21 protein-coding genes are annotated in these 23,696 nt (G+C 67.6%); 9 read left to right on the plus strand and 12 right to left on the minus strand.

The annotated features are described in order from the left end of the window. Nucleotides 1–6: 6 nt before the first annotated feature. The 3 genes from hemF to ABNX08_RS04300 all read right to left on the minus strand — a co-directional run bounded on the left by hemF (nucleotide 7) and on the right by ABNX08_RS04300 (nucleotide 3,175). Complete coding sequence (gene hemF, locus ABNX08_RS04290) at nucleotides 7–918, minus strand: oxygen-dependent coproporphyrinogen oxidase (protein ID WP_349609578.1); 912 nt, start codon at nucleotides 916–918, stop codon at nucleotides 7–9. A 174-nt stretch (nucleotides 919–1,092) separates the two neighbouring features. Continuing rightward, nucleotides 1,093–2,361 carry a phosphoribosylamine--glycine ligase gene (gene purD / locus ABNX08_RS04295; RefSeq protein ID WP_349609576.1) on the minus strand — a complete coding sequence of 423 codons (1,269 nt, stop codon included), beginning with the start codon at nucleotides 2,359–2,361 and terminating at the stop codon, nucleotides 1,093–1,095. A gap of 88 nt (nucleotides 2,362–2,449) precedes the next feature. Next, on the minus strand, nucleotides 2,450–3,175 hold the full coding sequence (locus ABNX08_RS04300) for a YebC/PmpR family DNA-binding transcriptional regulator (protein WP_349609574.1): 726 nt from the start codon (nucleotides 3,173–3,175) through the stop codon (nucleotides 2,450–2,452). Between the two features lie 211 nt (nucleotides 3,176–3,386). Between ABNX08_RS04300 and ABNX08_RS04305 the strand changes: the two genes are divergently transcribed. After that, nucleotides 3,387–4,922 carry a helicase HerA-like C-terminal domain-containing protein gene (locus ABNX08_RS04305; protein WP_349609572.1) on the plus strand — a complete coding sequence of 512 codons (1,536 nt, stop codon included), beginning with the start codon at nucleotides 3,387–3,389 and terminating at the stop codon, nucleotides 4,920–4,922. A gap of 45 nt (nucleotides 4,923–4,967) precedes the next feature. Here the strand turns inward: ABNX08_RS04305 and ABNX08_RS04310 are convergent, their stop codons facing one another. From ABNX08_RS04310 to ABNX08_RS04335, 6 genes are all read right to left on the minus strand, one after another. Next, complete coding sequence (locus tag ABNX08_RS04310; RefSeq protein ID WP_022533939.1) at nucleotides 4,968–5,132, minus strand: DUF3149 domain-containing protein; 165 nt, start codon at nucleotides 5,130–5,132, stop codon at nucleotides 4,968–4,970. A gap of 131 nt (nucleotides 5,133–5,263) precedes the next feature. Next, complete coding sequence (gene upp / locus ABNX08_RS04315; protein ID WP_022533940.1) at nucleotides 5,264–5,914, minus strand: uracil phosphoribosyltransferase; 651 nt, start codon at nucleotides 5,912–5,914, stop codon at nucleotides 5,264–5,266. Between the two features lie 200 nt (nucleotides 5,915–6,114). Beyond that, nucleotides 6,115–7,515, minus strand: coding sequence for an MFS transporter (locus ABNX08_RS04320; protein WP_349609569.1), 1,401 nt, complete (start codon nucleotides 7,513–7,515; stop codon nucleotides 6,115–6,117). Nucleotides 7,516–8,134: 619 nt separating this feature from the next. Continuing rightward, nucleotides 8,135–11,065: a c-type cytochrome gene (locus tag ABNX08_RS04325; RefSeq protein ID WP_349609567.1), complete on the minus strand. Its 2,931-nt coding sequence runs from the start codon at nucleotides 11,063–11,065 to the stop codon at nucleotides 8,135–8,137. Further along, the gene (locus ABNX08_RS04330) at nucleotides 11,062–11,559 is read right to left on the minus strand and encodes a (2Fe-2S)-binding protein (RefSeq protein ID WP_022533943.1); all 498 of its coding nucleotides are present in this window, start codon (nucleotides 11,557–11,559) and stop codon (nucleotides 11,062–11,064) included. The genes ABNX08_RS04325 and ABNX08_RS04330 overlap by 4 nt, the downstream gene beginning before the upstream one ends. A gap of 121 nt (nucleotides 11,560–11,680) precedes the next feature. Continuing rightward, nucleotides 11,681–12,841, minus strand: a complete 1,161-nt coding sequence (locus ABNX08_RS04335; protein WP_349609565.1) for an FAD-dependent monooxygenase — start codon at nucleotides 12,839–12,841, stop codon at nucleotides 11,681–11,683. Nucleotides 12,842–13,194: 353 nt separating this feature from the next. On the opposite strand from ABNX08_RS04335, the gene ABNX08_RS04340 reads away from it, so the two are divergent. Genes ABNX08_RS04340 through ABNX08_RS04355 form a run of 4 tightly spaced genes read left to right on the plus strand, consistent with a single transcriptional unit; the run spans nucleotide 13,195 to nucleotide 16,516 of the window. Continuing rightward, on the plus strand, nucleotides 13,195–13,947 hold the full coding sequence (locus ABNX08_RS04340; RefSeq protein WP_022533945.1) for an Asp/Glu racemase: 753 nt from the start codon (nucleotides 13,195–13,197) through the stop codon (nucleotides 13,945–13,947). Between the two features lie 11 nt (nucleotides 13,948–13,958). Then, nucleotides 13,959–14,789 carry an alpha/beta fold hydrolase gene (locus ABNX08_RS04345; RefSeq protein WP_022533946.1) on the plus strand — a complete coding sequence of 277 codons (831 nt, stop codon included), beginning with the start codon at nucleotides 13,959–13,961 and terminating at the stop codon, nucleotides 14,787–14,789. A 13-nt stretch (nucleotides 14,790–14,802) separates the two neighbouring features. Then, nucleotides 14,803–15,882 (plus strand): peptidase M29, encoded by a 1,080-nt coding sequence (locus ABNX08_RS04350; protein ID WP_022533947.1) that lies wholly within the window; start codon nucleotides 14,803–14,805, stop codon nucleotides 15,880–15,882. Further along, on the plus strand, nucleotides 15,875–16,516 hold the full coding sequence (locus tag ABNX08_RS04355) for an N-carbamoylsarcosine amidohydrolase (RefSeq protein WP_022533948.1): 642 nt from the start codon (nucleotides 15,875–15,877) through the stop codon (nucleotides 16,514–16,516). The genes ABNX08_RS04350 and ABNX08_RS04355 overlap by 8 nt, the downstream gene beginning before the upstream one ends. A gap of 26 nt (nucleotides 16,517–16,542) precedes the next feature. Here the strand turns inward: ABNX08_RS04355 and ABNX08_RS04360 are convergent, their stop codons facing one another. Continuing rightward, nucleotides 16,543–17,298 (minus strand): TetR/AcrR family transcriptional regulator, encoded by a 756-nt coding sequence (locus ABNX08_RS04360; protein ID WP_022533949.1) that lies wholly within the window; start codon nucleotides 17,296–17,298, stop codon nucleotides 16,543–16,545. Nucleotides 17,299–17,380: 82 nt separating this feature from the next. Here ABNX08_RS04360 and ABNX08_RS04365 point away from each other — a divergent pair, with 82 nt between their 5' ends. Next, nucleotides 17,381–19,648 carry a molybdopterin cofactor-binding domain-containing protein gene (locus tag ABNX08_RS04365; protein ID WP_349609561.1) on the plus strand — a complete coding sequence of 756 codons (2,268 nt, stop codon included), beginning with the start codon at nucleotides 17,381–17,383 and terminating at the stop codon, nucleotides 19,646–19,648. A gap of 30 nt (nucleotides 19,649–19,678) precedes the next feature. On the opposite strand, the gene ABNX08_RS04370 is transcribed toward ABNX08_RS04365, so the two are convergent. Both ABNX08_RS04370 and ABNX08_RS04375 read right to left on the minus strand, forming a co-directional pair. Further along, nucleotides 19,679–20,155 (minus strand): MarR family winged helix-turn-helix transcriptional regulator, encoded by a 477-nt coding sequence (locus tag ABNX08_RS04370; RefSeq protein ID WP_022533951.1) that lies wholly within the window; start codon nucleotides 20,153–20,155, stop codon nucleotides 19,679–19,681. Nucleotides 20,156–20,229: 74 nt separating this feature from the next. Next, nucleotides 20,230–21,183, minus strand: a complete 954-nt coding sequence (locus tag ABNX08_RS04375) for a tripartite tricarboxylate transporter substrate binding protein (protein WP_051369870.1) — start codon at nucleotides 21,181–21,183, stop codon at nucleotides 20,230–20,232. Nucleotides 21,184–21,493: 310 nt separating this feature from the next. Between ABNX08_RS04375 and ABNX08_RS04380 the strand changes: the two genes are divergently transcribed. Genes ABNX08_RS04380 through ABNX08_RS04390 form a run of 3 tightly spaced genes read left to right on the plus strand, consistent with a single transcriptional unit; the run spans nucleotide 21,494 to nucleotide 23,673 of the window. Next, nucleotides 21,494–22,381, plus strand: a complete 888-nt coding sequence (locus ABNX08_RS04380; protein WP_041681271.1) for a DMT family transporter — start codon at nucleotides 21,494–21,496, stop codon at nucleotides 22,379–22,381. Nucleotides 22,382–22,435: 54 nt separating this feature from the next. After that, on the plus strand, nucleotides 22,436–23,224 hold the full coding sequence (locus tag ABNX08_RS04385; RefSeq protein WP_022533954.1) for an SDR family oxidoreductase: 789 nt from the start codon (nucleotides 22,436–22,438) through the stop codon (nucleotides 23,222–23,224). Nucleotides 23,225–23,271: 47 nt separating this feature from the next. Further along, nucleotides 23,272–23,673: a methylglyoxal synthase gene (locus ABNX08_RS04390; RefSeq protein ID WP_022533955.1), complete on the plus strand. Its 402-nt coding sequence runs from the start codon at nucleotides 23,272–23,274 to the stop codon at nucleotides 23,671–23,673. The last annotated feature ends 23 nt before the right edge of the window (nucleotides 23,674–23,696 follow it).

Raw genomic sequence — 23,696 nt, forward strand, 5'->3', positions numbered from 1 at the left:
CTGCCGTCAGGCCCAGTCGCGTGCCGGCAGGAAGTCGGTATACAGCGCCGCTTCGGGGCTGCCCGGTTCCGGTTGCCAGTCATAGCGCCAGGTCACCAGCGGCGGCATCGACATCAGGATGGATTCGGCGCGTCCGCCCGACTGCAGGCCAAACAGCGTGCCGCGGTCGAACACGAGGTTGAATTCGACGTAGCGCCCGCGCCGGTAGGCCTGGAAGTCGCGCTCGCGCTCGCCGTAGGGGGTGTCCTTGCGCGCCTGCAGGATCGGCAGGTAGGCGTCCAGGAAGGCATCGCCGACCGACTGCATCATCGCCAGGCTGCGCTCGAAGCCCAGCGCCGAGAAGTCGTCGAAGAAGATCCCTCCCACGCCGCGAGCCTCGTTGCGGTGGCGCAGGAAGAAATATTCGTCGCACCACCGCTTGAAGCGCGGGTACAGCTCGTCGCCGTAGGGCGCGAGCGCCTGCTTGCAGGTGCGGTGGAAATGGGTGCAGTCGTCGGCGTTGCCATAGTACGGCGTCAGGTCCATGCCGCCGCCGAACCACCATACCGGCTCGGCCCCGGGCTTGACCGCCAGGAAGCAGCGCACGTTCATATGGACCGTGGGCACGTACGGGTTGCGCGGATGGAACACCAGCGAGACGCCCATCGCCTCGAAGCTGCGCCCGGCCAGTTCCGGCCGGTTGGCGCTGGCCGAGGGTGGCAGGGTATCGCCGCTGACGTGCGAGAAGCCCACGCCGGCACGCTCCATCACCGTGCCGCCTTCCAGGATGCGGGTGCGGCCGCTGCCGCGCAGGCGTTCGGTGGGCGGTTTCTCCCAGGCGTCGGTCAGGAACGGCTGGCCGTCGATGGCGCCGATGGCATCGGTGATGCGGTCTTGCAGGCCGAGCAGATAGGCACGGACTGCCTGGGAATCGATCATGGTTGGCGAAGGCGGATAAAACCGGCGGATGGACCGGCTGGATGACACGCCGGCAGCCTGTTGGCTGCCGGGTGGGTCACAGCATTGTCACGATTGTACCGGCTGGGGCGGCCGGGCGGTCGCTTGCGTCCGAAGCCGTCCGGCGCGGCGACTCAGCCGGGCCGGGGGGCGGGATCAGCGCTTGATGGCGCGGTAGCCGATATCGGTCCGGTACTGCATGCCGTCGAACTGGATCTGCTCGACCGCGGCATAGGCGGCGCGCTGCGCCGCCTTGACCGTGTCGGCCAGCCCGACCACGCACAGTACGCGCCCGCCCGAGGTCAGCAGCGTGCCGTCCTTGAGCGTGGTGCCGGCGTGGAAGGTCACGCTGTCGTCGGTCTCGGCCGGGATGCCAGTGATGGCGTCGCCCTTTCGCGGCGCGTCGGGGTAGCCGTAAGCGGCCATCACCACGCCCAGGGCGGTGCGGCGGTCCCAGTCCAGTTCGACGGCGTCGAGCTTGCCGTTGACGGCGTGCTCCATCACGTCGACCAGGTCGGTCTTCAGGCGCGCCAGGATCGGCTGCGTCTCGGGGTCGCCCATGCGGCAGTTGAATTCCAGCGTCTTCAGGTTGCCGTCCTTGTCGATCATCAGGCCGGCGTACAGGAAGCCCGTGTACGGGATGCCGTCCTTTTCCATGCCGCGCACGGTCGGCAGGATAATCTCGCGCAGCGCACGCGCATGCAGAGCGGGCGTGACCACCGGCGCGGGCGAGTAGGCGCCCATGCCGCCGGTGTTAGGACCGGCGTCGGCGTCCAGCAGGCGCTTGTGGTCCTGGCTGGTGGCCAGTGCCAGCACGTTCTTGCCGTCGACCAGCACGATAAAGCTGGCTTCCTCGCCTTCGAGGAACTCCTCGATCACCACGCGCGCGCCGGCGTCGCCGAGTCTGTTGTCGGCCAGCATCATGTCGACCGCCTGATGCGCCTCGTCCAGCGTCATTGCCACCACCACGCCCTTGCCCGCGGCCAGGCCGTCGGCCTTGATCACGATCGGCGCGCCCTGCGCGTCGATATAGGTGTGCGCCTGGGTGGCGTCGGAGAAGGTCTGGTAAGCAGCGGTAGGGATGCCGTGGCGCTGCATGAACGCCTTGGCGAAGTCCTTGGACGATTCCAGCTGCGCGGCAGCCTGGGTCGGCCCGAAAATGCGCAGGCCCTTGGCGCGGAAGATATCGACGATGCCCGCCGCCAGCGGCGCCTCGGGGCCGACCACGGTGAAGGCCACGCCTTCGCGCTCGGCAAAGGCGGCGATGACCTCGGGATCGGTCAGCGGAACATTCTGCAGGCGCTTGTCGAGCGCGGTCCCGCCGTTGCCCGGCGCGACGTACACCACTTGCACCCTGGGGGACTGGGCCAATTTCCAGGCCAGCGCGTGTTCACGTCCACCCGAGCCGACAACCAATACTTTCATGATCCACTGCCAGAAAAGAAACGCATGCAAAAAGGCGGCAGCTTGGGTCTTTGGAGCCGGGCTGCCGCCGATGGGGGCTAGATATGACTTAGTCTTCGATCACCGCGTTGGTGAAGACTTCCTGCACGTCGTCCAGGTTTTCCAGGGCGTCGAGCAGCTTCTGCATCTTGGCCGCGTCGTCGCCGGTGAAGCTGATTTCGTTCTGCGGCTTCATCACCACGTCGACCACTTCCGCCTTGAAGCCGGCGGCTTCCAGCGCAGTCTTGACCGCGGAAAAATCGTTGGGCGGGCAGGTCACTTCGATCGAGTCGTCGTCGTTGGTGACGACGTCGTCGGCGCCGGCTTCCAGCGCCGCTTCCATCAGCTTGTCTTCCGGCGTGCCTGGCGCGAACAGGAACTGGCCGCAGTGCGTGAACATGAACGCCACCGAACCTTCGGTGCCCATGTTGCCGCCGTGCTTGGAGAAGGCATGGCGCACTTCGGCCACGGTGCGGGTGCGGTTGTCGGTCAGGCAGTCGACGATGATGGCCGCGCCGGCCAGGCCGTAGCCCTCGTAGCGGATCTCTTCGTAGTTCGCGCCTTCCAGGCCGCCCACGCCGCGCTGGATCGCGCGCTGGATGTTGTCCTTGGGCATGTTCGCGTCCATGGCCTTGTCGATCGACAGGCGCAGGCGCGGGTTGGAGTCGACATCGCCGCCGCCGAGCTTGGCGGCCACGGTGATTTCCTTGATCAGGCGGGTCCAGATCTTGCCGCGCTTGGCGTCAGCGGCAGCTTTCTTGTGTTTGATATTGGCCCATTTCGAGTGACCGGCCATGATTCTCTCCGAGACGGAAAACGCTGTTGTGCGGTGATGGAATGCGGGGTCGCCATGCGCGCCGCGGCTGGGCCGCAAGGCCTCGGGACGGCGCGCGCCAGGTGACGGATATGCCTGGCGGCTGGCTATAATCAGCCCAGGATTTTATCACGCGGGCCTGCCCGCGCCGCTGCCGTGGCGAGCCCCGCGGCATCTTGTTATCAGGAAGATCATGGCCGACCCCATCCTTATCGCCAAGAACGCCGAACTTGAACTGGTGCTGCTGCCGCAGATGGGCAACCGCCATGGGCTGATCACCGGCGCCACCGGCACCGGCAAGACCGTCACGCTGCAGACGCTGGCGCAGGGGTTCTCGCGCCTGGGGGTGCCAGTCTTCATGGCGGACGTCAAAGGTGACCTGACCGGCATTTCGCAGGCCGGTCAGCTCTCGGACAAGCTCAAGCAGCGCCTGGCCGACCTGAACCTGCCGGAGCCGGCGTGGGGCGCGTGCCCGACCACGCTGTGGGACGTGTTCGGCCAGAAGGGCCACCCGGTGCGCGCCACGGTCTCGCACATGGGGCCGCTGCTGCTGTCGCGCATGCTGGAGCTGAACGACACCCAGCAGGGCGTGCTCAACCTGGTGTTCCGCATCGCCGACGCCAACGGCCTGCTGCTGCTCGACGCCAAGGATCTGCGCGCAATGCTGCAGCACGTCGGTGACAACGCTTCGCAGTACACCACCGAGTACGGCAATATCTCGGCCGCTTCGATCGGCGCGATCCAGCGCGGGCTGATCGCGCTGGAGTCCCAGGGTGGCGATGTGTTCTTCGGCGAGCCGATGCTTAACCTCGAAGACTTTATCCAGACCGAGAAGGGCCAGGGCGTGGTCAATATCCTGGCTGCGGACAAGCTGATGAACTCGCCGCGGATGTATGCCACCTTCCTGCTGTGGATGCTGTCGGAACTGTTCGAGAAGCTGCCGGAGGCCGGGGACCTGGACAAGCCCAAGCTGGTGTTCTTCTTCGACGAGGCGCACCTGCTGTTCAACGACGCCCCCAAGGCACTGCTCGACAAGATCGAGCAGGTGGTGCGGCTGATCCGCTCCAAGGGCGTGGGCGTGTACTTCGTCACGCAGAACCCGATCGATATCCCGGACACCGTGCTGGGCCAACTCGGCAACCGCGTGCAGCACGCGCTGCGCGCGTTCACGCCGCGCGACCAGAAGGCGGTCAAGGTGGCGGCCACCACCATGCGTGCCAACCCGAAGCTGGACGTGGAGACCGCGATCGGCGAGCTGGGCGTGGGCGAGGCGCTGGTGTCGTTCCTGGATGCCAAGGGCACGCCTTGCGTGACCGAACGGGCGTGGGTACTGCCGCCGGGAAGCCGCATCGGCCCGGCGACGGACGAGGAACGCAAGCAGTTGATCGCCAACTCGCTGGTGGCGGGTACTTACGAAACGACCGTGGACCGCGAGTCGGCCTATGAAAAGCTGCGCGGCAGCGTGGCGACGGTCGGCAATGGCAACGGCGGCACCGCCAAGGCTCCGGCCGGAAAGCCAGCCGGACAGCCAGCCGGCGAACAGGACAGCGGCTGGCTCGGCACCGCCGGCGAGATCTTCGGCACGCTGACCAAGGGCACTGGCAAGACCGGTCGCGGCGATTCGATCCTGGAATCGATGGCCAAGTCGGCCGCGCGCACGGTGGGCTCGCAGGTGGGCCGCGAACTGATCCGTGGCGTGCTGGGCAGCCTGCTCGGCAAAAAGAAGTAAGCGTCGGAAATAAGCAGGGCGGGCCGCGGTTGCGGCTCGTTACGGTCAGCGGCGTTGCGCCGTCTGCTGTGCCTTCGCGGCTTCCGCATCCTCGCGCATCTTGCGCGCGAACATGCGCGCGAAAAACCAGCCCATGCCGATGATAAAGACGATCACGCCCAGGCTCATCAGGCCGGTGCTGGTGCTGAAGAGGATCTTGAAGGCTTCCATGCTTGGCTCCCTGTGGATTGGCGGTGCGCGCCGGCGGATTGCCGCCAGTGCCTGCCGCCAGTGTAGGGAGCCACGCGGCGCGGACTATTGAGGCCGGTCAAGCCCGCTCAGGTCCGCACCAGGCGTGACGGTCAGTTCTTGGTGCCGAACAGCCGGTCGCCCGCATCGCCCAGGCCCGGCACGATATACGCGTCGCCATCCAGGTGGCTGTCGAGCGAAGCCACGAACAGCTTCACGCCCGGATGCGCCTTCTGGAACACCTCCACGCCCTCGGGCGCCGCTACCAGCGCGACGAAGGTGATGGCCTCGTCCTTGACGCCGCGGCGCTTGAGCACCTCCACCGCGTGCACGGCGGAATAGCCGGTGGCCACCATCGGGTCGCACAGGATGAAGCTGCGATCTTCCAGGTCCGGCAGCCGCACCAGGTACTCGACCGGGCGATGCTGCTCGTCGCGGTAGACGCCGATATGGCCGATGCGCGCCGAAGGGATCAGTTCGACCAGGCCGTCGCTCATGCCGACGCCCGCGCGCAGCACCGGCACGATGGTCAGCTTCTTGCCGGCGATCACCGGCGCATCCAGCTCGACCAACGGCGTCTCGATGCGGCGCGTGGTCAGCGGCAGGTTGCGCGTGATCTCGTAGCCCATCAGCAGCGTGATCTCGCGCAGCAGCTCGCGGAAGGTGCGCGTGGAGGTCTCCTTGTCGCGCATATGCGAAAGCTTGTGCTGGATCAGCGGGTGGTCGAGGATAAACAGATTGGGAAAGCGCGGATCTTGTTTCATGGCTGGCGGGGAGGGCTCGGCGGAAGAGGGTGAAGCGGGCGGCCGGTCCGGTGGACCCGGCCGCCACGCCGTTGCAGCCGGATTGTAATGGAAGCGGGCCGCCCTGCCCGTGGCTTCGTTTCAAGACCCCGCCCAGGCCAGCGCCGTCGGCGGGCGCCCTCGACCGCCGGGACCGCCGACGGGCTCGACGCTACCTTGCCCTAATCCAGCGCGCGGTTCCTCGACTCGATATCCACCATGAAAATGGCGATCGCCGCCAGGGCAAGAAATGACGAAAGGAGCGCAAGGGCAAGTGTGAACTGGGTAGCCATGATCGGGGCAATGATCGAAGGTGCGAAGAGGCCACCGAAGCGCGCCATCGCACCCGCAGTGCCCATTCCGCTGGCCCGCAGATCCGTCGGATACACCTCAGGCGTAAAGGCGTAAAGTGCTCCCCACGTACCGAGGAGCGCAAAGCTCATCAGCAAGGTGGAGCCGACGACGAGCGCAGTGGACTGGCCCAGGCTATAGAGCATGCAACCTGCCGCGCTGAGAAGCAGGAAGCCGATCAGGGTCGGTTTCCGACCCCAACGCTCGACGCCGTGAGCGGCGAGCGCGAAGCCGGGAAGCTGCACGAGCGCGAGCAGGATCAGGAACACTTGACCACGCATGAAGCCAAAGCCCTGGCCAGCCAGCTTCACCGGGAGATAAACGAAGACGCCGTAGTAGGCGATCGAGATGAGCATCCAGGCGGCAAGCAGGCAGATGCTGCGGCGTCGGCATCCGGCCGCGAAGAGCGCAAAAACCGATTTGCGCTCCATCGGCTGCGGCTCCAGGGAGCCAATTTCCACGGAAACGCGATTGGCGGCGGCTACACGCTGAAGCACGGCGCGTGCCTCTGCTGAGCGTCCCGCTTTATTCAGATAGAGCGGAGACTCGGGAACAAAGAACCGGAAGATCACGCCGACCAGGGCGGGGATGCCAGTGACGAGGAAGATCAGCCGCCAGGCGTCATCGCCTTGCGAAACGGCAACCAGGGCAAGAACGGCGAGCAAGATCGTGCCGACGGCCCAGAATGACTCCAGCAGGACCAGCCAGCGACCGCGCCGGTCGGAGGGCAGGAACTCGGCCATCATGGTGTAGTCAACGGGCAAAGTGCCGCCGACGCCGATGCCGGTCAGGAAGCGCAGCAACAGAAGCCACTGGAAGTCCGGTGCGAAGGCGGACGCGACACCACAGATCGCGTCGATGACCACCGCCATCATGAGCACGGGTCGGCGGCCGATCCTGTCCGCAAGCCGACCGAACACGAAAGCGCCAATCAGCATGCCGACAAAGAACATCGTACCGGTCTGCAAAGCCGTCGGTACGGGGATGCCAAATGTCGCAGCAATGGACGGCGCGGTGAAGCCGATCGAGAGCACCTGCATCGCGTCAGCGAGCCAGACCAGGCCGAATATGACAAAGAGCCGATACTGGAATCGACCGACACCGGCCGCGCGGATGCCTTGCTCGATAGTGATGGTTTGAGACGTCCCTACCCTCGCGCTTGGCTGGGGGGGCGAGCTTATCGTTGCTTCTGGGATTGTCGTTGTTGCCATTGATGAGATTGATGACGACATTTTGTCTACCTGTCTTTATAGGCTGGTTCTTGAACTCGGAAGCACACGTTTATCGAAGCAGGGCCAGACTACGGTACTCACTAATGCGTGATGCCATCGCACCGAGTTGCAACGAAACGTGGTGGCTACTTCAATCTGGCGAGGCTGGACTAACCCGGTAGCAATCTCGCAACACCTTCTTGATTCTGATACGACATAGTCACTCCTTGTTGTCTACCCTTGGTTGGTCCAGGCCCGGCCCCCGGTTGGCACGGCGGTGGACTATGCAAGCCCCGGGCCAGCGCTTCCGGTGATGTAGAGGGCCAATCTTTTGGTTGTGTTGTCTCGTCTGCCGCTTGCGGCGCGCCGTCCTTGTGCGGGGAGGCACCGCTGCGTGCTCACGCCGCACTCATGTAGTGCGCACTACATGATCGTTCAGCGTAAGCTACATGAAACTGGCGGGCAAGGCCGAATTGCGATTTCCCTCCTCGGGGTTTTCCCGCGCGTGGCGCGCATGTCGCCGGCGTGGGGGCGCACGCCTCCCTGCCCGGTGGCGAAGCGCCTTGCCCGGCACGGCGTATGTGCGGTCAGCGTGGATGCGGAGGGCGTGGCGAGCCGGCCCCGCGGTTCTCAGTTGGTATTAATGGGCAGGCGTCGCGCGCAGGCGCGCGACGGTGTTCTCCAGGTCCTGCCAGGCGGGTTGGTCGGGGGCAAAGCGAGCGCGCAGGTACTGCGCCAGTTGCGCGATCTGCCGGTCGTCGAGCGTGTCGGCGTAGGCCGGCATCGCGCCCAGCTCACTGTTGGGCGGTGCCGGCATGCCTTGCAGCAGCACCTGGATGACGTTGTCGGGCAGCTTGCTGTGCAGGTTGGTGTTGAGTGCGAGCGATGGCTTGACGCCGAACTGCGCGATGCCCTGGTCTGACTGGTGGCAGACCGCGCACGCGCTCTGGTACAGGCGTTCGCCGGGACCGTTCAGGGTGAGCGCGGCCTGCGCGCTGCGCTGCTCGATTCGCGCTGCCTGCGCGGCCAGCACCGAAGGCGCTGGCGGCGGTGTGCCGAACGAGGCCACGTAGTGCGCGATTGCGCGCACGTCGGATTCTGGCAACTGCGCGAGTTCTTCCACCACCGGCGCCATTGGTCCAGCCGCGGCGCCATGATGCGGCGCATACCCGCCGCGCAGATACGTGAACAGTGCCGCTTCGGTCCACGGCACCGGTGCGTGCGAGAGCGAGGTCAGCGGCGCTGCTTCCCAGCCTTCGGCACTGCCGCCGGTCAGGTACTTGCGCCCGCCCTGTTCCGCGCCGAGCGCGTTGCGCGGCGAATGGCAGGCACTGCAGTGGCCCAGGCCTTCGGCGAGATACGCTCCGCGGTTCCATTGCGCAGAGCGCGAGGGGTCGGGCTTGAATGGTTCGTTGCGATGGAACAGCAGGTTCCAGCCCGCCAGCAGTGGCCGCATGTTGAACGGGAAAGCGAGCTGGGTTTGCGGGACCTCGGACTTCACCGGCTCGGCGGCCATCAGGTAGGCATACAGCGCCTGCATGTCGGCATCGCTGACCTTGGCGAATGCGGTGTAGGGGAAGGCCGGGTAGAGGCGCCGCCCGTCGCGGTGGATGCCTTCGCGCATAGCGCGCTCGAACGCCGCGAACGACCAGTTGCCGATGCCGGTCTGCACATCGGGCGTGATGTTGGTGCTGTACACCGTGCCGAACGGCGTTTCCAGCGGCAGGCCGCCGGCATTCTTCACGCCGCCGGGCGCCGTATGGCACACCGCGCAGTCGCCTGCTGCGGCCACCAGGCGGCCCCGCTCCAGCGTGGCTGCGGAGTAAAAACCGGGTTCGGGCGGTGCGACCGGCGCGATCGGCGCACGCCACGGAAATAGCGTCGCGCACAGGCCGGCTGCGGTGGCGGCAGCGGCTGCAAGCCAGCCGCGTTTCTTGCGCCGGCTGCCGCGCTTGTCTTCACTCTCGGCAAGTGCCAGGCGGATGCGTTCGGCGCTGAAAGGCGGTGCGCGCAGGCGCACGCCGGTGGCATCGAAGATGGCGTTGGCGACTGCCGCTGCGGCGGGCAGCGTATCGGCCGGCCCCGCGGCGAGCTTGTCGTACCCGGTGAGCGTGCCGGCCAGGCGCACTTCCGGCAGTGCGTTGCCGGCCATCGCAGGCAGCGTCTGGGTCGTGGGTGCAGCGGATGGCCAGGTGTCGAAGGCAGGCGTGGCGGCTGTCAGTTGCAGTGCGGTGTCGGCGACTGCCTGTTCAAGCGAGCGCGTGGCGGGTACGGCTTGCGTGGGCGCCAGCGATTCGCTGTCGCGGCCCACGGTCACGCGCGTGACTGCCAGGTCGCCGGTGGTGCCGTCGACTTCCACTTCCGCCACCCACGCCGACCAGCTCTGGCTGGCATCGTGGTCGACGGTATGCGCATAAGCGAAGCCGCGGCCGCGCCGCACGTTGCCGGCCGCTGCGGCGGCACGCGGCGCGGCCGGCGTCCAGCCCGCGCGCTCGCTTACCTGCCATACCAGGGCCACGCCGCGCGCGTCGTCGAGATGCGCGAGCCGCAGCGCGATCGGATCGCTGCCTGATGCGGCGGCGATTTCGTCGAGATGGGATTCGCGCGCAAAGACCTGCGCGCGGGCGGCGGCAAGCGGTGCGGCGTCGAACGCGGCGATGTCGCCGACCGTGCCGACATCGACATTGGGAATGCGGTAGGGCGGAATGCCGGCGTTGCTTGCGTGGGCCGTGTCGGTGCCGTCCGTCACTGGCGACGGCGTATGCGTCAGCCAAAGCGCCAGCGGCACCGACGGCGCGGCGGTGCCGGCGAGCGTGGAAGCGTAGGCATCGATCGCATAGCCGGCGCGTGCGGTGTCGACGCGCACGGCCAGTACTGCGTCGGATAAGCCGATGTCGTCGGCGCACAGCCGGCGCATCACCGGTTTGCCGGCGGCATGGGCAAGCAGTGCGGCGTCGGCAGCGGCGTGGTGCGCCAGCAGCGCCGGGTCGGCGCCATCGTCCGGCGCTTGCCAGCAGGCCAGCGCCACCTGCTGCGGCACGATCCCCAGCAGCGCGGCCAGTTCCTCGCGCAACGCGCCCGGGCGCGTTGCGGGCAGCCACACATACAGCATGCCATCGCGCCAGTCGGCGATGACGGTGCAGCGGGCCTGGGCACGGGTGCCGGCCAGCGGCCACTGGTAGTCCTGCGCATGGCGCGTCGCGGCGTTGGCCAGCACGTCGCCGGCGTCGCCGCGTTGCGTAATCGCGCGACGCGGGACGGGTGCGCCGTCAGCGCGCGGCGGTGCCGACCAGCGCGCCTGCAAGGCATGTGCGGCATTGGCCGCCAGCGCATCGGTCTCCGCGATAACGCCAGCAAACTGGTTGCGGAGCACCACGGCGCGCACGCCCGGCAAGGCCAGTGCCGCGTCGCGGTCAGCACTCAGCAGGCGCGGCGACAGCGGCTTGCCATCGAGCCAGCGCAGGCCGGGCGGCGTCAGCACATGGGCGACGAGGCAGATCGCGGCCGGCGGCGGCGCAAGGTCCGCCACAACGCTGGCAGGCCCGGCCTGCGGTACGAGTCTTTGCGTCACGATGCCGCTCCCTCGGCGGCCTGCCGCTGCAGCACCGCGGCGCGCTGTACTGCGCGCACGATTTCCACATGCGTGCCGCAACGACACAGGTTGAAGCGCAGTGCCTCGCGGATCTGCGCCTCGTCGGGATCGGGGTTCTGCGCGAGCAGCGCCTTCGCGGTCATGATCATGCCGTTCAGGCAGTAGCCGCATTGCGCGGCCTGCTCGTCGATAAAGGCCTGCTGGACCGGGTCGGGCTGTGTCGCCGTGCCCAGTCCTTCCAGCGTGGTGACGGCGTGGCCGACCACCGCCCTGACCGGCAGCACGCACGAGCGCGCGGCCATACCGTCCACCAGCACCGTGCAGGCGCCGCATTGCCCCAGGCCGCAGCCATACTTGGGGCCGTTGCAGGCCAGGTCGTTGCGCAGGATGTAGAGCAGCGGCGTGTCAGGCGCCACGCTCAGCGTGTGCTCGGCGTGGTTGACCTGCAGCGTCAGGGGGCGGGGCGCGTTCATCGTGGGCTGGGGGCGGTTTGCACATCACGCATCGCGGCGCCGCGCCCCTTCGTCGGCGAGGGGCTGCGGCGGCATATTGCCTGCCGGCATGCTGTGCCGGCAGGCCAGGGTCAGGCAGGCATCAGGCCGCCGCGGACAGCGGCGTGCGCCCGGCCGACACCAGCGGCACGTCGAACACATCGTAGCCGAAACACCAGTCTGGGTTCTCGTTGCTGCGCAGCCAGGTGTTGTTGTGCGAGACCAGCTGGACCTTGCCGGCGCGCTCGGCGCGGTTGGCTTCATACAGCGCGAAGGCGCTGGCATAGTCGTCCACGCCGGCCTCGGTGAAGCAGCGCGTCAGCATGGCCGCATCCTCGATCGCCATCGCGGCGCCCTGCGCCATGTGCGGCTTCATCGGATGGCAGGCGTCGCCCAGCAGCACCATGCGGCCGCGGCTCCACAGCGGCAGCGGGTCGCGCTCCAGCAGCGGCCACTTCGTCACTTCAACGGTGCCTTCGATCAGCGATTGCACGCCTTCGTGCCAGCCGTCGAACGCGGCGCGCATTTCCTCGATGCTGCTCGGCACCCAGCTCTTGCTCATGTCCCACTCGGGCTCCGGCACGCCGGTCACGTAGTAGATCTCATCCAGCTTGCTGGTGTCGAAGTAGACCATCATGTGGCGGTCGTCCGTCCACCACTTGGTGCAGCGCTCGTGCGTGAAGCCCTTGACGCGCGCGATGGGGAATACCGCACGGTGCGCCACGTAGCCGGTGTACTTGGGCGGCTCGGCGCCAAGCAGGGTTTCGCGGATGCGCGAGTTGACGCCGTCGGCGCCGATCACGATATCGGCTTCTTCCACCGTGCCGTCGGTGAAGCGCAGTTGCACCACGTCGCCCTGGTCGGTGACGCTTTCCAGCTTCATGTTGAAGAACAGCGTGCCGGGCGCCACGGCATCGGTCAGCAGCTTGTGGAAGTCACCGCGGTGCACGGTCAGGTAGCTGGCACCGTAATGTTGCAGCGCGTAGTCGCCCAGCGGGATCTGCGCGATCACCTCGCCGGTCAGCCCGTCGCGGCTGTACCAGTAGTCGGGGTGGCAGCCCATGGCGTTGAGCGCGTCCTCGATGCCGATGCGCCGCATGATCTTCATCACATTGGGGCCCACATGGATGCCAGCGCCCAGGCGCGAGAACGCCGGTGCCTGTTCATACAGCCTGACTTGGAAGCCGGCTCGCTGCAGCAGGGCGGCCGCGGCCGTCCCTCCGAGTCCGGCGCCGACAACTGCGATTCGCGGTTTGCCTTGCACGTTCTTTCTCCTGGGGCAATGACACATGGGTCGTTTGGGGGGGCGGGGCGGCCATGTGGCCGACCGTTGAAAACGAGTGTACACACTCAAAATATCAACGTAAAGGAAGAAAATATCGAACCTATGGAAAACCCTTATGTAAACATGATTGATCACGCACAACGCCATTTATCGGCGAATTTATGAGCAAAAACAGGGATTGGTTAATTAAGTATGCACTGAACGAGTGAATCGTGCCCCGCGCAGATTCTGTTTGCCTATATAAAGTGTGTACACTACAATCGATCGCAGCATGCAGGGGCCGGCAGGCCAGCGCAGGCGGGTAGACAGACAAACCAATGACGGAGTCGACAGTGCAGAAAGTTTTCCGAATCGGCCAGATCGTGCCGAGCTCCAACACCACGATGGAAACCGAGATCCCGGCGATGCTGGCCGCGCGCCAGTTGGTGCGCCCTGAACGCTTCACCTTCCATTCCAGCCGGATGCGGATGAAGAAGGTGGTCAAGGAGGAACTGGCGGCGATGGACGCCGAATCCGACCGCTGCGCGGTGGAGCTGAGCGACGCCCGCGTCGACGTGCTCGGCTACGCCTGCCTGGTGGCGATCATGGCGATGGGCCACGGCTACCACCGCGTGTCCGAGCAGCGCCTGCAGGCGCATACCGCCGAGAACGGCGGCGACGCGCCGGTGATCACCAGCGCCGGCGCGCTGGTGGATGCGCTCAAGGTGATGGGCGCCAAGCGCATCGCGGTGGTGGCGCCCTACATGAAGCCGCTGACCGAGCTGGTGGTCGACTACATCCGCAATGAAGGCTACGAGGTAGTGGACTACCGCGCGCTGGAGATCCCCGACAACCTCGACGTGGGCCGCCACGACCCGTCGCGGCTGCCGGACATCGTCGCGCAGATGAATACCGCCGACGCCGATGTCATCGTGCTGTCGGCCTGCGTGCAGATGCCGTCGCTGCCGGCGGTGGCCAAGGTTGAGGCGATGACTGGCAAGCCGGTGGTCACCGCCGCTATCGCCACGACTTACGCGCTACTCAAACGCCTCGGCCTGGAGCCGGTAGTGCCGGGCGCGGGCGCGCTGCTGTCGGGCGCTTACTGAAGGAGCCGGCCATGACGACCAGCACCTTCCTCTATGGCGCCAACGTCCACGCCAACGGCATCCGCCAGCACTACCTGCGGTACGGCGGGCAGGATGGCGCGCGCGCGCAGCGCGATGCCATCGTGATCGTGCCGGGCATCACCAGCCCGGCGGTGACGTGGGGCTTTGTCGGCGAGCAGTTCGGGCGGCAGTTCGATACCTATGTGCTCGACGTGCGCGGCCGCGGCCTGTCGCAGGCCGGGCCGGAGCTGGACTACAGCCTGGACGCGCAAGCTGCCGACGTGGTCGCCTTTGCCGAAGCTCTCGGGCTGCAGCGCTATGCCATCGTCGGCCATTCGATGGGCGCTCGCATCGGCATCCGCGCCGCGCGCGGCAAGCCCGCCGGGCTGACGCGGCTGGTGCTGGTCGATCCGCCGGTGTCGGGCCCGGGGCGCCGTCCGTATCCGTCACAACTGCCCTGGTACGTCGATTCGATCCGGCTGGCGCAGCAGGGCATCGACGTCCAAGGCATGCGCCGCTTCTGCCCGACCTGGACCGAAGCACAGCTGCGCCTGCGCGCGCAGTGGCTGCACACCTGCGACGAGCGCGCGATCCTGGCCAGCTTCAACGGCTTCCATGAGGACGATATCCACGCCGACCTGCCACACGTGTCGGTGCCGGCGCTGCTGATGACCGCCGGCCGCGGCGATGTGATCCGCGCGGAAGACGCGCAAGAAATGCGCACGCTGCTGCCCGCACTGCTGGTCGCGCATGTCGCCAATGCCGGCCACATGATCCCGTGGGACGACGAGGCCGGCTTTTACCGCGCGTTCGGCGACTTCCTCGGCGAGGCGCTGAACTGAACAAGGAGCGAACATGCCTGTAAGCGATTACGACCTGACCGCGGCGTGGAAGCAGGTGCTGACGCTGTCGAAGCTGCAAGCAGGGCAGACCGTCACCGTGCTGACCGGCGCCGCCACGCACCCGCAGACGCTGCGCACGGCGATGGTGGCGGCGGCATCGATGGGCGCCATCGTCAACCGGCTCGACCTGCCGCCGGTCAACGGCGAGAAGGCGCTCAGCCGCGACGCGCTGGCTTACCTCGGCACCACGCCACTGACCGGCAACCCGGCCGCCATCGCCGCGCTGAAGGCGAGCGACCTGGTGCTGGATCTGATGACGCTGCTGTTCTCGCCAGAGCAGCACGAGATCCTGTCGCAAGGGACCAAGATCCTGCTGGCGGTGGAGCCGCCCGAAGTGCTGGCGCGGCTGGTGCCGACCGAGGCCGACCGCACCCGCGTCAAGGCCGCCACCGCGCGGCTGGCGAAGGCGCGCGAGATGCATATCGTGTCCGACGCCGGCATGGACCTGCGCTGCCGCCTCGGCGAGTTCCCCGCGATCAGCGAGTACGGCTTTGTCGACGAGCCCGGCCGCTGGGACCACTGGCCGAGCGGCTTCGTGCTGACCTGGCCGGACGAGGGCGGCACCAACGGCACCATCGTGCTGGACCGCGGCGACATCCTGCTGCCGATGAAGTCCTACCTGCAGGCGCCGATCCGCATCACGGTCGAGGCGGGCTATGTGCGCCGCATCGAAGGCGGCGTGGATGCCGAGCTGCTGGCGGACTACATGGCCTCGTTCAACGACCCCGAAGCCTATGCGATGTCGCATATCGGCTGGGGGCTGCAGCCGCGCGCGAGCTGGTCGGCGCTGGCGATGTATGACCGCGAGGCCACCATCGGCATGGACGCGCGCGCCTACGAGGGCAACTTCCTGTGCTCGTTCGGCCCCAACAATGAAGCGGGCGGCAGCCGCACCACCGCCTGCCATATCGATATCCCGGTGCGCCACTGCACCGTCAGCCTCGACGGCGAGCCGGTGGTGGTGCGCGGCAAGGTGATGGACGGCCACCAAGCCCCCGCCGCCTCGCTCTACAAGGAAATGCGCCATGAATGACGCAGTGCAGACTTACCAGCGCCAGGGCTTTGGCGCGTCGATGGAGCTCCGGGCGCCGTACGGCCTCTTGATCATCGACTTCGTCAACGGCTTTGCCGATCCGGCGGTGTTCGGCGGCGGCAATATCCCCGAAGCGATCCGCAATACGCAGCCGCTGCTGCGCACGGCGCGCGAGCAGGGCTGGCCGGTGGCGCACAGCCGCATCGTGTTTGCCGACGACGACAGCGACCACAATATCTTCACGCTGAAGGTACCGGGCATGCTGACGCTGAAGGAGCACGGCCACAACAGCGCGATCGTGCCGGAGCTGGCACCCGCGCCGGGCGAACTGGTGGTGCGCAAGACGGTGCCGTCGGCGTTCTTCGGCACCTCGCTGGCGGCGTGGCTGACGCAGCGCGGCGTGCAGACCCTGCTGGTGGCGGGTTGCGTCACCAGCGGCTGCGTGCGCGCCAGCGTGGTGGATGCGATGTCGCTGGGCTTCCGCCCGCTGGTGGTGTCGGATTGTGTGGGCGACCGGGCGTTGGGCCCGCACGAGGCCAACCTGTTCGACATGGCGCAGAAGTACGCCACCGTGCTCACCCGCGACAACGCGCTGGCGCAGATCGCGGGCGCTGGCGCCCGGGCCGCCGCCTGAGGATGGAGATGCGGCCGGGCCCGGCTTCAGCCTGCCGCCGCCCGTTTGGCGCGAGCCGCCTTGCGCGGCGCCGCCGGCGGCGCCAGGCCTGTGTCAGGCACTGCACCGGGCGCGGTCACCGCGCGCAGCACCGTCTGCTGGATCACATCGCGCCAGTGCGCCAGCGCGGGCGGGCTCATCATGGGCTCGCCCAAAAAGGCGCTGAGCGTATGATGGTTGGAATTGTAGAAGTAGCCGAGCGAAGCGATCACCATATAGACGTCGCGCGCGCCCACGTCCGGCCGGAACAGCCCCGCGGCTTTGCCGCGCGTGAGGATGCCGTCGAGCACCGACAGCGCGTAGCTGGAGATCTCCCTGAGCCGCACGGACTTCTTCGCATGCTTGCCCTGGCTCATGTTCTCGCTGGACAGGATCGCGACGAATTCCGGGTGGTCGAGGTAGTACTGCCAGATGAAGTCGATCAGTTGCGACAGCGCGCGCACCGGGTCGGCGGCGTCGAGTTCGTGTTCAAGCTTCTGCTCGGCTTCGTTGAGCTGCAGGTAGATGGTCTCGAGCACTTCGACGAACAGCTTTTCCTTGCTGCCGAAGTAGTAGTAGATCATCCGGTCGTAGGTCTTGGCCAGCGACGAGATGCGTTCGATGCGGCCGCCGTCGTAGCCGCGTTGCGCGAAAACCTTGATCGCAGCCCTGAGGATGCGGTCGCGGCTGTCCTGCGCCTGCCTGGCCCGCGTGCCGGCTGCCGCCCGCTTTGTCGTAGCTTTGGTCGCGGTCGTGATCGTCATGGTGGATGGTTAAGCTGTGCCCCTGTTGGCTCGCAGTATAACGGCGCCCCCGGGCGAGGCCGCTGAAGGAGTCTGGAAAATAATGACGGCAACGAACCTGCAACCCTCGGCACACGCCGATCCCGCCACGCCGCGCGCGCTGCGGCTGGCGCTGCTGCAGGCCACTGGCGTGCTGCTGGTCACGCGCGCCCCACAGGCAGCAACGCGCCCCGCGCCCGGCCAGCCGGGCGCGGCCTCTGACTATGTGGCGGCGCTGCCGGATATCTTCATCGCCGTGCGCGACAGCGGCGAGGTGCTGGCCTTCAACGGCCACGTCGACCTGGGAACAGGCATCCGCACGGCGCTGGCGCAGATCGTGGCCGAGGAACTCGACGTGCGGATGGAGCGCGTGCACATGGTGCTCGGCCATACCGAAGCCACGCCCAACCAGGGCCCCACCATCGCCAGCGCCTCGATCCAGATCTCGGCCCTGCCGCTGCGCCGCGCAGCCGCGCAGGCGCGTGCGTGGCTGCAGGCGCGCGCGGCGCGGCAGCTCGGCGTTGACGCTGGAAAGTTGGAGGCGGAGGACGGCCTATTCCGGGTCTCGGGCACGCAGGCCAACATCGGCTACGGCGCGCTGGTTTCCGGCGAGCATGTGGAGTTGCCGCTGGCCGATGACGTGCCGACCAAGCCGGTAGAGGCCTACCGCATCGTCGGCCGCCCGGCGGGCCGCGTCGATATCCCCGACAAGGCGCGCGGCGTGCTGAGCTTCGTCCACGACGTGCGCGTGCCCGGCATGTTGCACGGCCGCGTGGTACGCCCACCGTACGCGGGACGCGACTGCGGCGAATTCATCGGCAACAGCTTGCTGGAAGTGGATCGCGCTTCCGTGCGCGATGTGCCGGGCCTGGTCGACGTGGTAGTGCAGGGCGACTTCGTCGGCGTGGTGGCCGAGCGCGAGGAGTACGCCGTGCAGGCCGCGCGCCGGCTGCGCGTGCGCTGGAGGCCGGTACCTCCGCTGCCGGCGCTCGACGACCCCGAGCCCGCCTTGCGCGCCAATCCGGCCACGCGGCGCGAGCTGCTGGCCGACGGCGAAATGCCGGCAACCGGCAAGGTATTGCAGCGCCAGTACGTCTGGCCCTTCCAGATGCACGGTTCGATCGGTCCTTCATGCGCGGTGGCCGACTGGCACGACGATGGCCTGACCGTCTGGTCCGGCACGCAGAATCCGCATGTGCTTCGCATCGACCTGGCAAAGCTGTGCGGGCTCGGCGAAGACCGCATCGAGATCGTGCGCATGGAAGCCGCCGGCTGCTACGGCCGCAACTGCGCCGACGATGTCTGCGCCGATGCCGCGCTGTTGTCGCGCGCGGTCGGGCGGCCGGTGCGCGTGCAGTTGTCGCGCGAACAGGAGCATCTGTGGGAGCCCAAGGGCGCGGCGCAGCTAATGGACGTCAGCGCGACGCTGGGGCAGGACGGTGCGCTGCTCGGCTACGACTTCACCAGCCGCTATCCGTCCAACGATGCGCCGACGCTGGCGCTGGTGCTGACCGGTGCCGTGCCCAATGCGCCGCGCATGCTGGAGATGGGAGATCGCACCGCCGTGCCGCCGTATGCGTATGCCGCGCGGCGCATCGGTTGCGATGACACGCCGGCGATCGTACGCGCATCGTGGCTGCGCGGCGTGTCGGCATTGCCGAACGTGTTTGCGCATGAGTGCGTGATCGATGAACTGGCTGCGGAGGCAGGTGATGATCCGGTGGATTTCAGGCTGCGCCACCTGCCAGATACGCGTGCGGCCGACCTGCTGCTTGCCACCGCCGATGCCGCGGGCTGGCAGCGCGGCGCGCAAGGCTCGCGCGGCATGCCGGGTGCCGATGGTTGCCTGCGCGGCCGCGGTGTGGCCTACGCCCGCTATATCCACAGCCGCTTCCCGGGCTTCGGCGCGGCGTGGGCGGCCTGGGTGGTCGACCTGGCGGTGGATGCCGCCACCGGCCGCATCACGATCGGGAAGGTCGTGGTGGGACAAGACACCGGCATGATGGTCAATCCCGACGGCGTGCGCCACCAGATCCACGGCAACGTGGTGCAGACACTGAGCCGCGTGCTGAAGGAGCAGGTGCGTTTCGACGCTGACGGCGTTGCCAGCCGTGAATGGGGCAGCTATCCGCTGCTGACCTTCCCGGAGATTCCGCCGATCGAGGTGGTGCTGATGCCGCGGCAGTCAGAGCCGCCGATGGGGGCAGGGGAGTCGGCATCGCTGCCGGGTGCGCCGGCGATCGCCAATGCCTTGTTCGATGCGATGGGAGTGCGGCTGCGCCGGCCGCCGTTCGTGCCGGAGACCGTCCTGGCCGCGCTGCAGGCGCGCTGAAGCTGCCTGCTTGTTGAAGGTGGCGCCCGCTCAGGCGCTGCCGTTGCCCTCGTCGATCTCGCTCATCTTCCGCAGCAGGTAAGTCACCGCCACACGCTCAGCCGGATTGAGACTGCCAAACGTCTGCTCCGAAATCTGCTTCGCAAACGGCACGGTCTCGTCGATCAAGGCCAGCCCCGCCGGCGTCACCGTCACCACCACCTTGCGCCGGTCATTGGGGTCGTGCGACACGGCAATCAGCTTGCGCGCCTTCAGCCGCTCGATGATGCCGCGCACCGTAGCCTGGTCGATCGCCGTAGCCCGCACCACCTCGTTCATCGAACACGGCTGCCGGTCCCTGACCGCGCACAGCACCACGAACTGCGCCGCAGTGAGCTGCGAGTCCGGGATGGTCTGCTGGAAGATCGCCACATGGCGCTGGTACGCGCGCCGCAACAGGTGGCCTACCTGCTCGGTGAAGTCGTAGTCGTTGGCGGTCTTGTCGGACGGGTTGGAGGACTGGGGCACGTCGATGGTGATGCGGTGGATGAGCGTGCCCCGAGTATACCGATCCGGGAGAATAGCGAGAGCACCAAACGGGCTTATTCGACCGTGATGCCCGCGGTCTTCGCGACCTTGCCGAAGCGCTCGTATTCCGACTGCGTCAGCGACTGCAATTCGGCCGCGCTGGAGCCCTTCGGATTGAAGCCCGCCTGCGCCAGCTTCTCGCGCACGTCGGGGCGCGCCAGGGCCTCGACGAAGGCGGCGTTGAGCGCCTGCACCACCGGCGCCGGCAGATTGGCCGGACCATAGACGCCGAACCACGGCTCGACCGCATAACCCTGCAGGCCCGCCTCGGCCAGCGTCGGCACGTCCGGCAGCGACGGCGCGCGTTGCCTGCCCGCCACCGCCAGCGCGCGCAGCTTGCCGGCCTGGATATGCGGCAGCGACGCCGGCAGGTTGTCGAACATCACCGTGATATGGCCGCCGAGCATGTCGTTAATGGCCGGGCTGCTGCCCTTGTACGGCGCGTGCGTCAGGCTGGTCTGCGTCATCTGCGCGAACATCGCGCCGGCCAGGTGCATCGAAGTGCCGGTGCCGGCGGTCGCATAGGTCAGGCCTGGATTGGCCTTGGCGTAGGCCACCAGCTCCTTCACGTTCTTCACCGGCAGCGAGGGGCTCACTTCCAGCACGATGGTCGAGGTGCCGAGCAGGCTGATCGCGGTGAAGTCCTTGCGCGGGTCGAAGGGCACCTGCTTGTAGATATGCGGATTCAGCGCATTGGTCGAGATCGCGCCGAAGCCGATGGTGTAGCCGTCCGGCGCGGCCTTGGCCACGGCGTCCATGCCGATATTGCCGCCGGCGCCGGGGCGGTTCTCGATCACCACCGGCTGGCCCAGCTTCTCGCCCACGCGCTGGCCGACGGTGCGTGCCACCAGGTCGGTGGTGCCGCCGGCGGCGTACGGGACGACAAAGCGGATCGGCTTGGAGGGGAAGGCGTCGCCGGGGGCAGCCGTGGCGTTGAAGCTGCCGGCAAGGACAACCGCGCCGACCATTGCGGCGAGCAGGAAGGGGCGGCGGCCGGGGCGTGCGGGACAGGTCGTCATGATGGCGGGGTCTCCTCAGGATATGTTGTTCTGGCGCCCGCCGTGACGCAGGCGTCGCGCGGCCATTGTATGGGATCGCAGCCATTGGCGGCTGCCCGGGAGCGTCCGGTCCGGGTGCCGATGCGGTTGCGCCTTTTCGAATACAATCGTCGGGTCGATTCGCGGGGCCGCCGTGGCGGTCCGCTTTCTCCGGCTTTCCCCGCTTTCCCGCGTATTCCCCGTGCCAGCCTCCCAGAAGCCCCTCGCCGCGCCAGCCGCGCTGCCGTCGCCGCAGCGCTCGGGGCTCGCCATCGCCGCCGTCGGCGCGGTGCTGTTCTCCGCCAAGGCCATCGTCGCCAAGCTGATGTACCGCTACGACGTCGATGCCGTCATGGTGATCACGCTGCGCATGCTGTTCGCGGTGCCGCTGTTCATGGCGATCGGCTGGTGGCAGTCGCGCCGGCTGCCGCCACTGTCGTGGGCCGACCGCGGCCGCGTGGTGTTCCTGGGCTTTATCGGCTACTACCTGTCGAGCTTCCTCGATTTCATCGGCCTGCAATACATCACCGCCGGGCTGGAGCGGCTGATCCTGTTCCTGACGCCGTCGTTCGTGCTGCTGACTACCGCGCTGCTGTTCCGCCGGCCGATCGGCAGGCGCCAGTGGGTCTCGCTGCTGCTGGCGTACGCGGGCATCGTGCTGGTGTTCGCGCATGACCTGGACGTCAGCGGCAGCCAGGTGTGGCTGGGCGGCGCGCTGGTACTGGCCAGTGCCATGACGTATGGTATCTACCTGATCCTGAGCGGCGAACTGGTGCGGCGCATCGGCTCGCTGCGGCTGGTGGCGTATGCGATGTGCGTGTCCACCGCCTGCTGCGTGATCCAGTACCTGGTGCTGGGGCGGCCGGTGGCGGAACTGGCGCAGCCCGCGCCGGTGATGTGGCTGTCACTCATCAATGCAGTGTTCTGCACCGTACTGCCGGTCTCGCTGACCATGGTGGCGGTGTCGCGCATCGGCGCGCCGCTGGCGTCGCAGGCCGGCATGATCGGCCCGGTGTCGACGCTGTTCCTCGGCTTCTGGCTGCTGGGCGAGCCGGTCAGCGGGGCGCAGTTGGCCGGCAGCGCGCTGGTGCTGGGCGGCATGTACCTGCTGTCGGCAAAGAAATCATGATGCGGGGCCGGCGCGGAGCCGGCCTGCCAACGACAACGAAACAAGGAGAAAGACATGGATCTGGGACTGCGCGGCAAGCATGCGCTGGTATGCGGCGCGAGCAAGGGCCTGGGCTTTGCCTGCGCCGATGCGCTGGCGGCTGAAGGCGTCGACGTGGTGATCGTGGCGCGCGGCGCCGAGGCGCTGGAGAAGGCCGCCGCCGGCCTGCGCGCGCGCCATGGCCGCCGCGTGATCGCGGTGGCGACCGACATCACCACGCCGGAAGGCCGCAAGGCCGCGCTCGATGCGGTGGCCAAGCTGGGCGACCTCGACATCCTGGTCAACAACGCCGGCGGCCCGCCGCCGGGCAACTTCCGCGACTGGAACCGCAACGACTGGCTGGCCGCGCTCGACGCCAACATGCTGACCCCGATCGAGCTGATCAAGGCCACCGTGGACGGCATGATCGCGCGCAAGTGGGGCCGCATCATCAATATCACCAGCGGCGCGGTCAAGGCGCCGATCGACGTGCTGGGCCTGTCCAACGGCGCGCGCTCGGGCCTGACCGGCTTTGTCGCGGGCGTCGCGCGCGAGGTGGCGCAGCATGGCGTGACCATCAACAACCTGCTGCCCGGCCCGTTCGAAACCGACCGCCTGCACAAGACCATGGAAGCCGGCGCCAAGAAGGCCGGCCTGACCGTGGATGAAGTGGCGCAGCGCCGCGCCGCGCAGAACCCGTCGCGCCGCTTCGGCGACCCGGCAGAGTTCGGTGCCACCTGCGCCTTCCTGTGCAGCCGCCACGCCGGCTACATCACCGGCCAGAACGTGCTGCTCGACGGCGGCGCCTACCCGGGCACCTTCTGACGCTACCGCATTCCGCAGTTCACCGACCCCGCAACAAGGAAACACTGATGACTCGCCCCCGCATCGCGCTGATCGCTCACGACCACAAGAAGGACGATATCGTCGCCTTCGCCACGCGCCACCGCGCGTTTCTCTCGCAGTGCGAGCTGCTGGCCACCGGGACCACCGGCGGGCGCCTGATCGACGAGGTCGGGCTGGAGGTGACGCGCATGTTGTCGGGGCCGTGGGGCGGCGACCTGCAGATCGGTGCGCAATTGGCTGAAGGCCTGGTGCGCGCCGTGGTGTTCCTGCGCGACCCGATGACGCCGCAGCCGCATGAACCCGATATCAATGCGCTGGTGCGCGCCTGCGACGTGCACAACGTGCCGTGCGCAACCAACGTGGCCACTGCCGAACTGCTGCTCGCGGGCCTGACCCGTGAGATGGCCGACGAAGCGAAGACAGCCTGATTTCGCCAGATCGATGCAACACC

The organism is Cupriavidus sp. DF5525 (assembly GCF_040149425.2).
Taxonomy (GTDB): Bacteria; Pseudomonadota; Gammaproteobacteria; order Burkholderiales; family Burkholderiaceae; genus Cupriavidus; species Cupriavidus pickettii_A.

Bases quoted from the DNA above. Each gene is read 5' to 3' on its own strand.
- purD (WP_349609576.1), bottom strand. From the start codon at position 2,361: ATGAAAGTATTGGTTGTCGGCTCGGGTGGACGTGAACACGCGCTGGCC.
- ABNX08_RS04365 (WP_349609561.1), top strand. From the start codon at position 17,381: ATGACGGCAACGAACCTGCAACCCTCGGCACACGCCGATCCCGCCACG.
- ABNX08_RS04355 (WP_022533948.1), top strand. From the start codon at position 15,875: ATGAATGACGCAGTGCAGACTTACCAGCGCCAGGGCTTTGGCGCGTCG.
- ABNX08_RS04310 (WP_022533939.1), bottom strand. From the start codon at position 5,132: ATGGAAGCCTTCAAGATCCTCTTCAGCACCAGCACCGGCCTGATGAGC.
- hemF (WP_349609578.1), bottom strand. From the start codon at position 918: ATGATCGATTCCCAGGCAGTCCGTGCCTATCTGCTCGGCCTGCAAGAC.
- ABNX08_RS04300 (WP_349609574.1), bottom strand. From the start codon at position 3,175: ATGGCCGGTCACTCGAAATGGGCCAATATCAAACACAAGAAAGCTGCC.
- ABNX08_RS04320 (WP_349609569.1), bottom strand. From the start codon at position 7,515: ATGTCGTCATCAATCTCATCAATGGCAACAACGACAATCCCAGAAGCA.
- ABNX08_RS04375 (WP_051369870.1), bottom strand. From the start codon at position 21,183: ATGGTCGGCGCGGTTGTCCTTGCCGGCAGCTTCAACGCCACGGCTGCC.
- upp (WP_022533940.1), bottom strand. From the start codon at position 5,914: ATGAAACAAGATCCGCGCTTTCCCAATCTGTTTATCCTCGACCACCCG.
- ABNX08_RS04330 (WP_022533943.1), bottom strand. From the start codon at position 11,559: ATGAACGCGCCCCGCCCCCTGACGCTGCAGGTCAACCACGCCGAGCAC.
- ABNX08_RS04360 (WP_022533949.1), bottom strand. From the start codon at position 17,298: ATGACGATCACGACCGCGACCAAAGCTACGACAAAGCGGGCGGCAGCC.
- ABNX08_RS04350 (WP_022533947.1), top strand. From the start codon at position 14,803: ATGCCTGTAAGCGATTACGACCTGACCGCGGCGTGGAAGCAGGTGCTG.
- ABNX08_RS04345 (WP_022533946.1), top strand. From the start codon at position 13,959: ATGACGACCAGCACCTTCCTCTATGGCGCCAACGTCCACGCCAACGGC.
- ABNX08_RS04305 (WP_349609572.1), top strand. From the start codon at position 3,387: ATGGCCGACCCCATCCTTATCGCCAAGAACGCCGAACTTGAACTGGTG.
- ABNX08_RS04390 (WP_022533955.1), top strand. From the start codon at position 23,272: ATGACTCGCCCCCGCATCGCGCTGATCGCTCACGACCACAAGAAGGAC.
- ABNX08_RS04385 (WP_022533954.1), top strand. From the start codon at position 22,436: ATGGATCTGGGACTGCGCGGCAAGCATGCGCTGGTATGCGGCGCGAGC.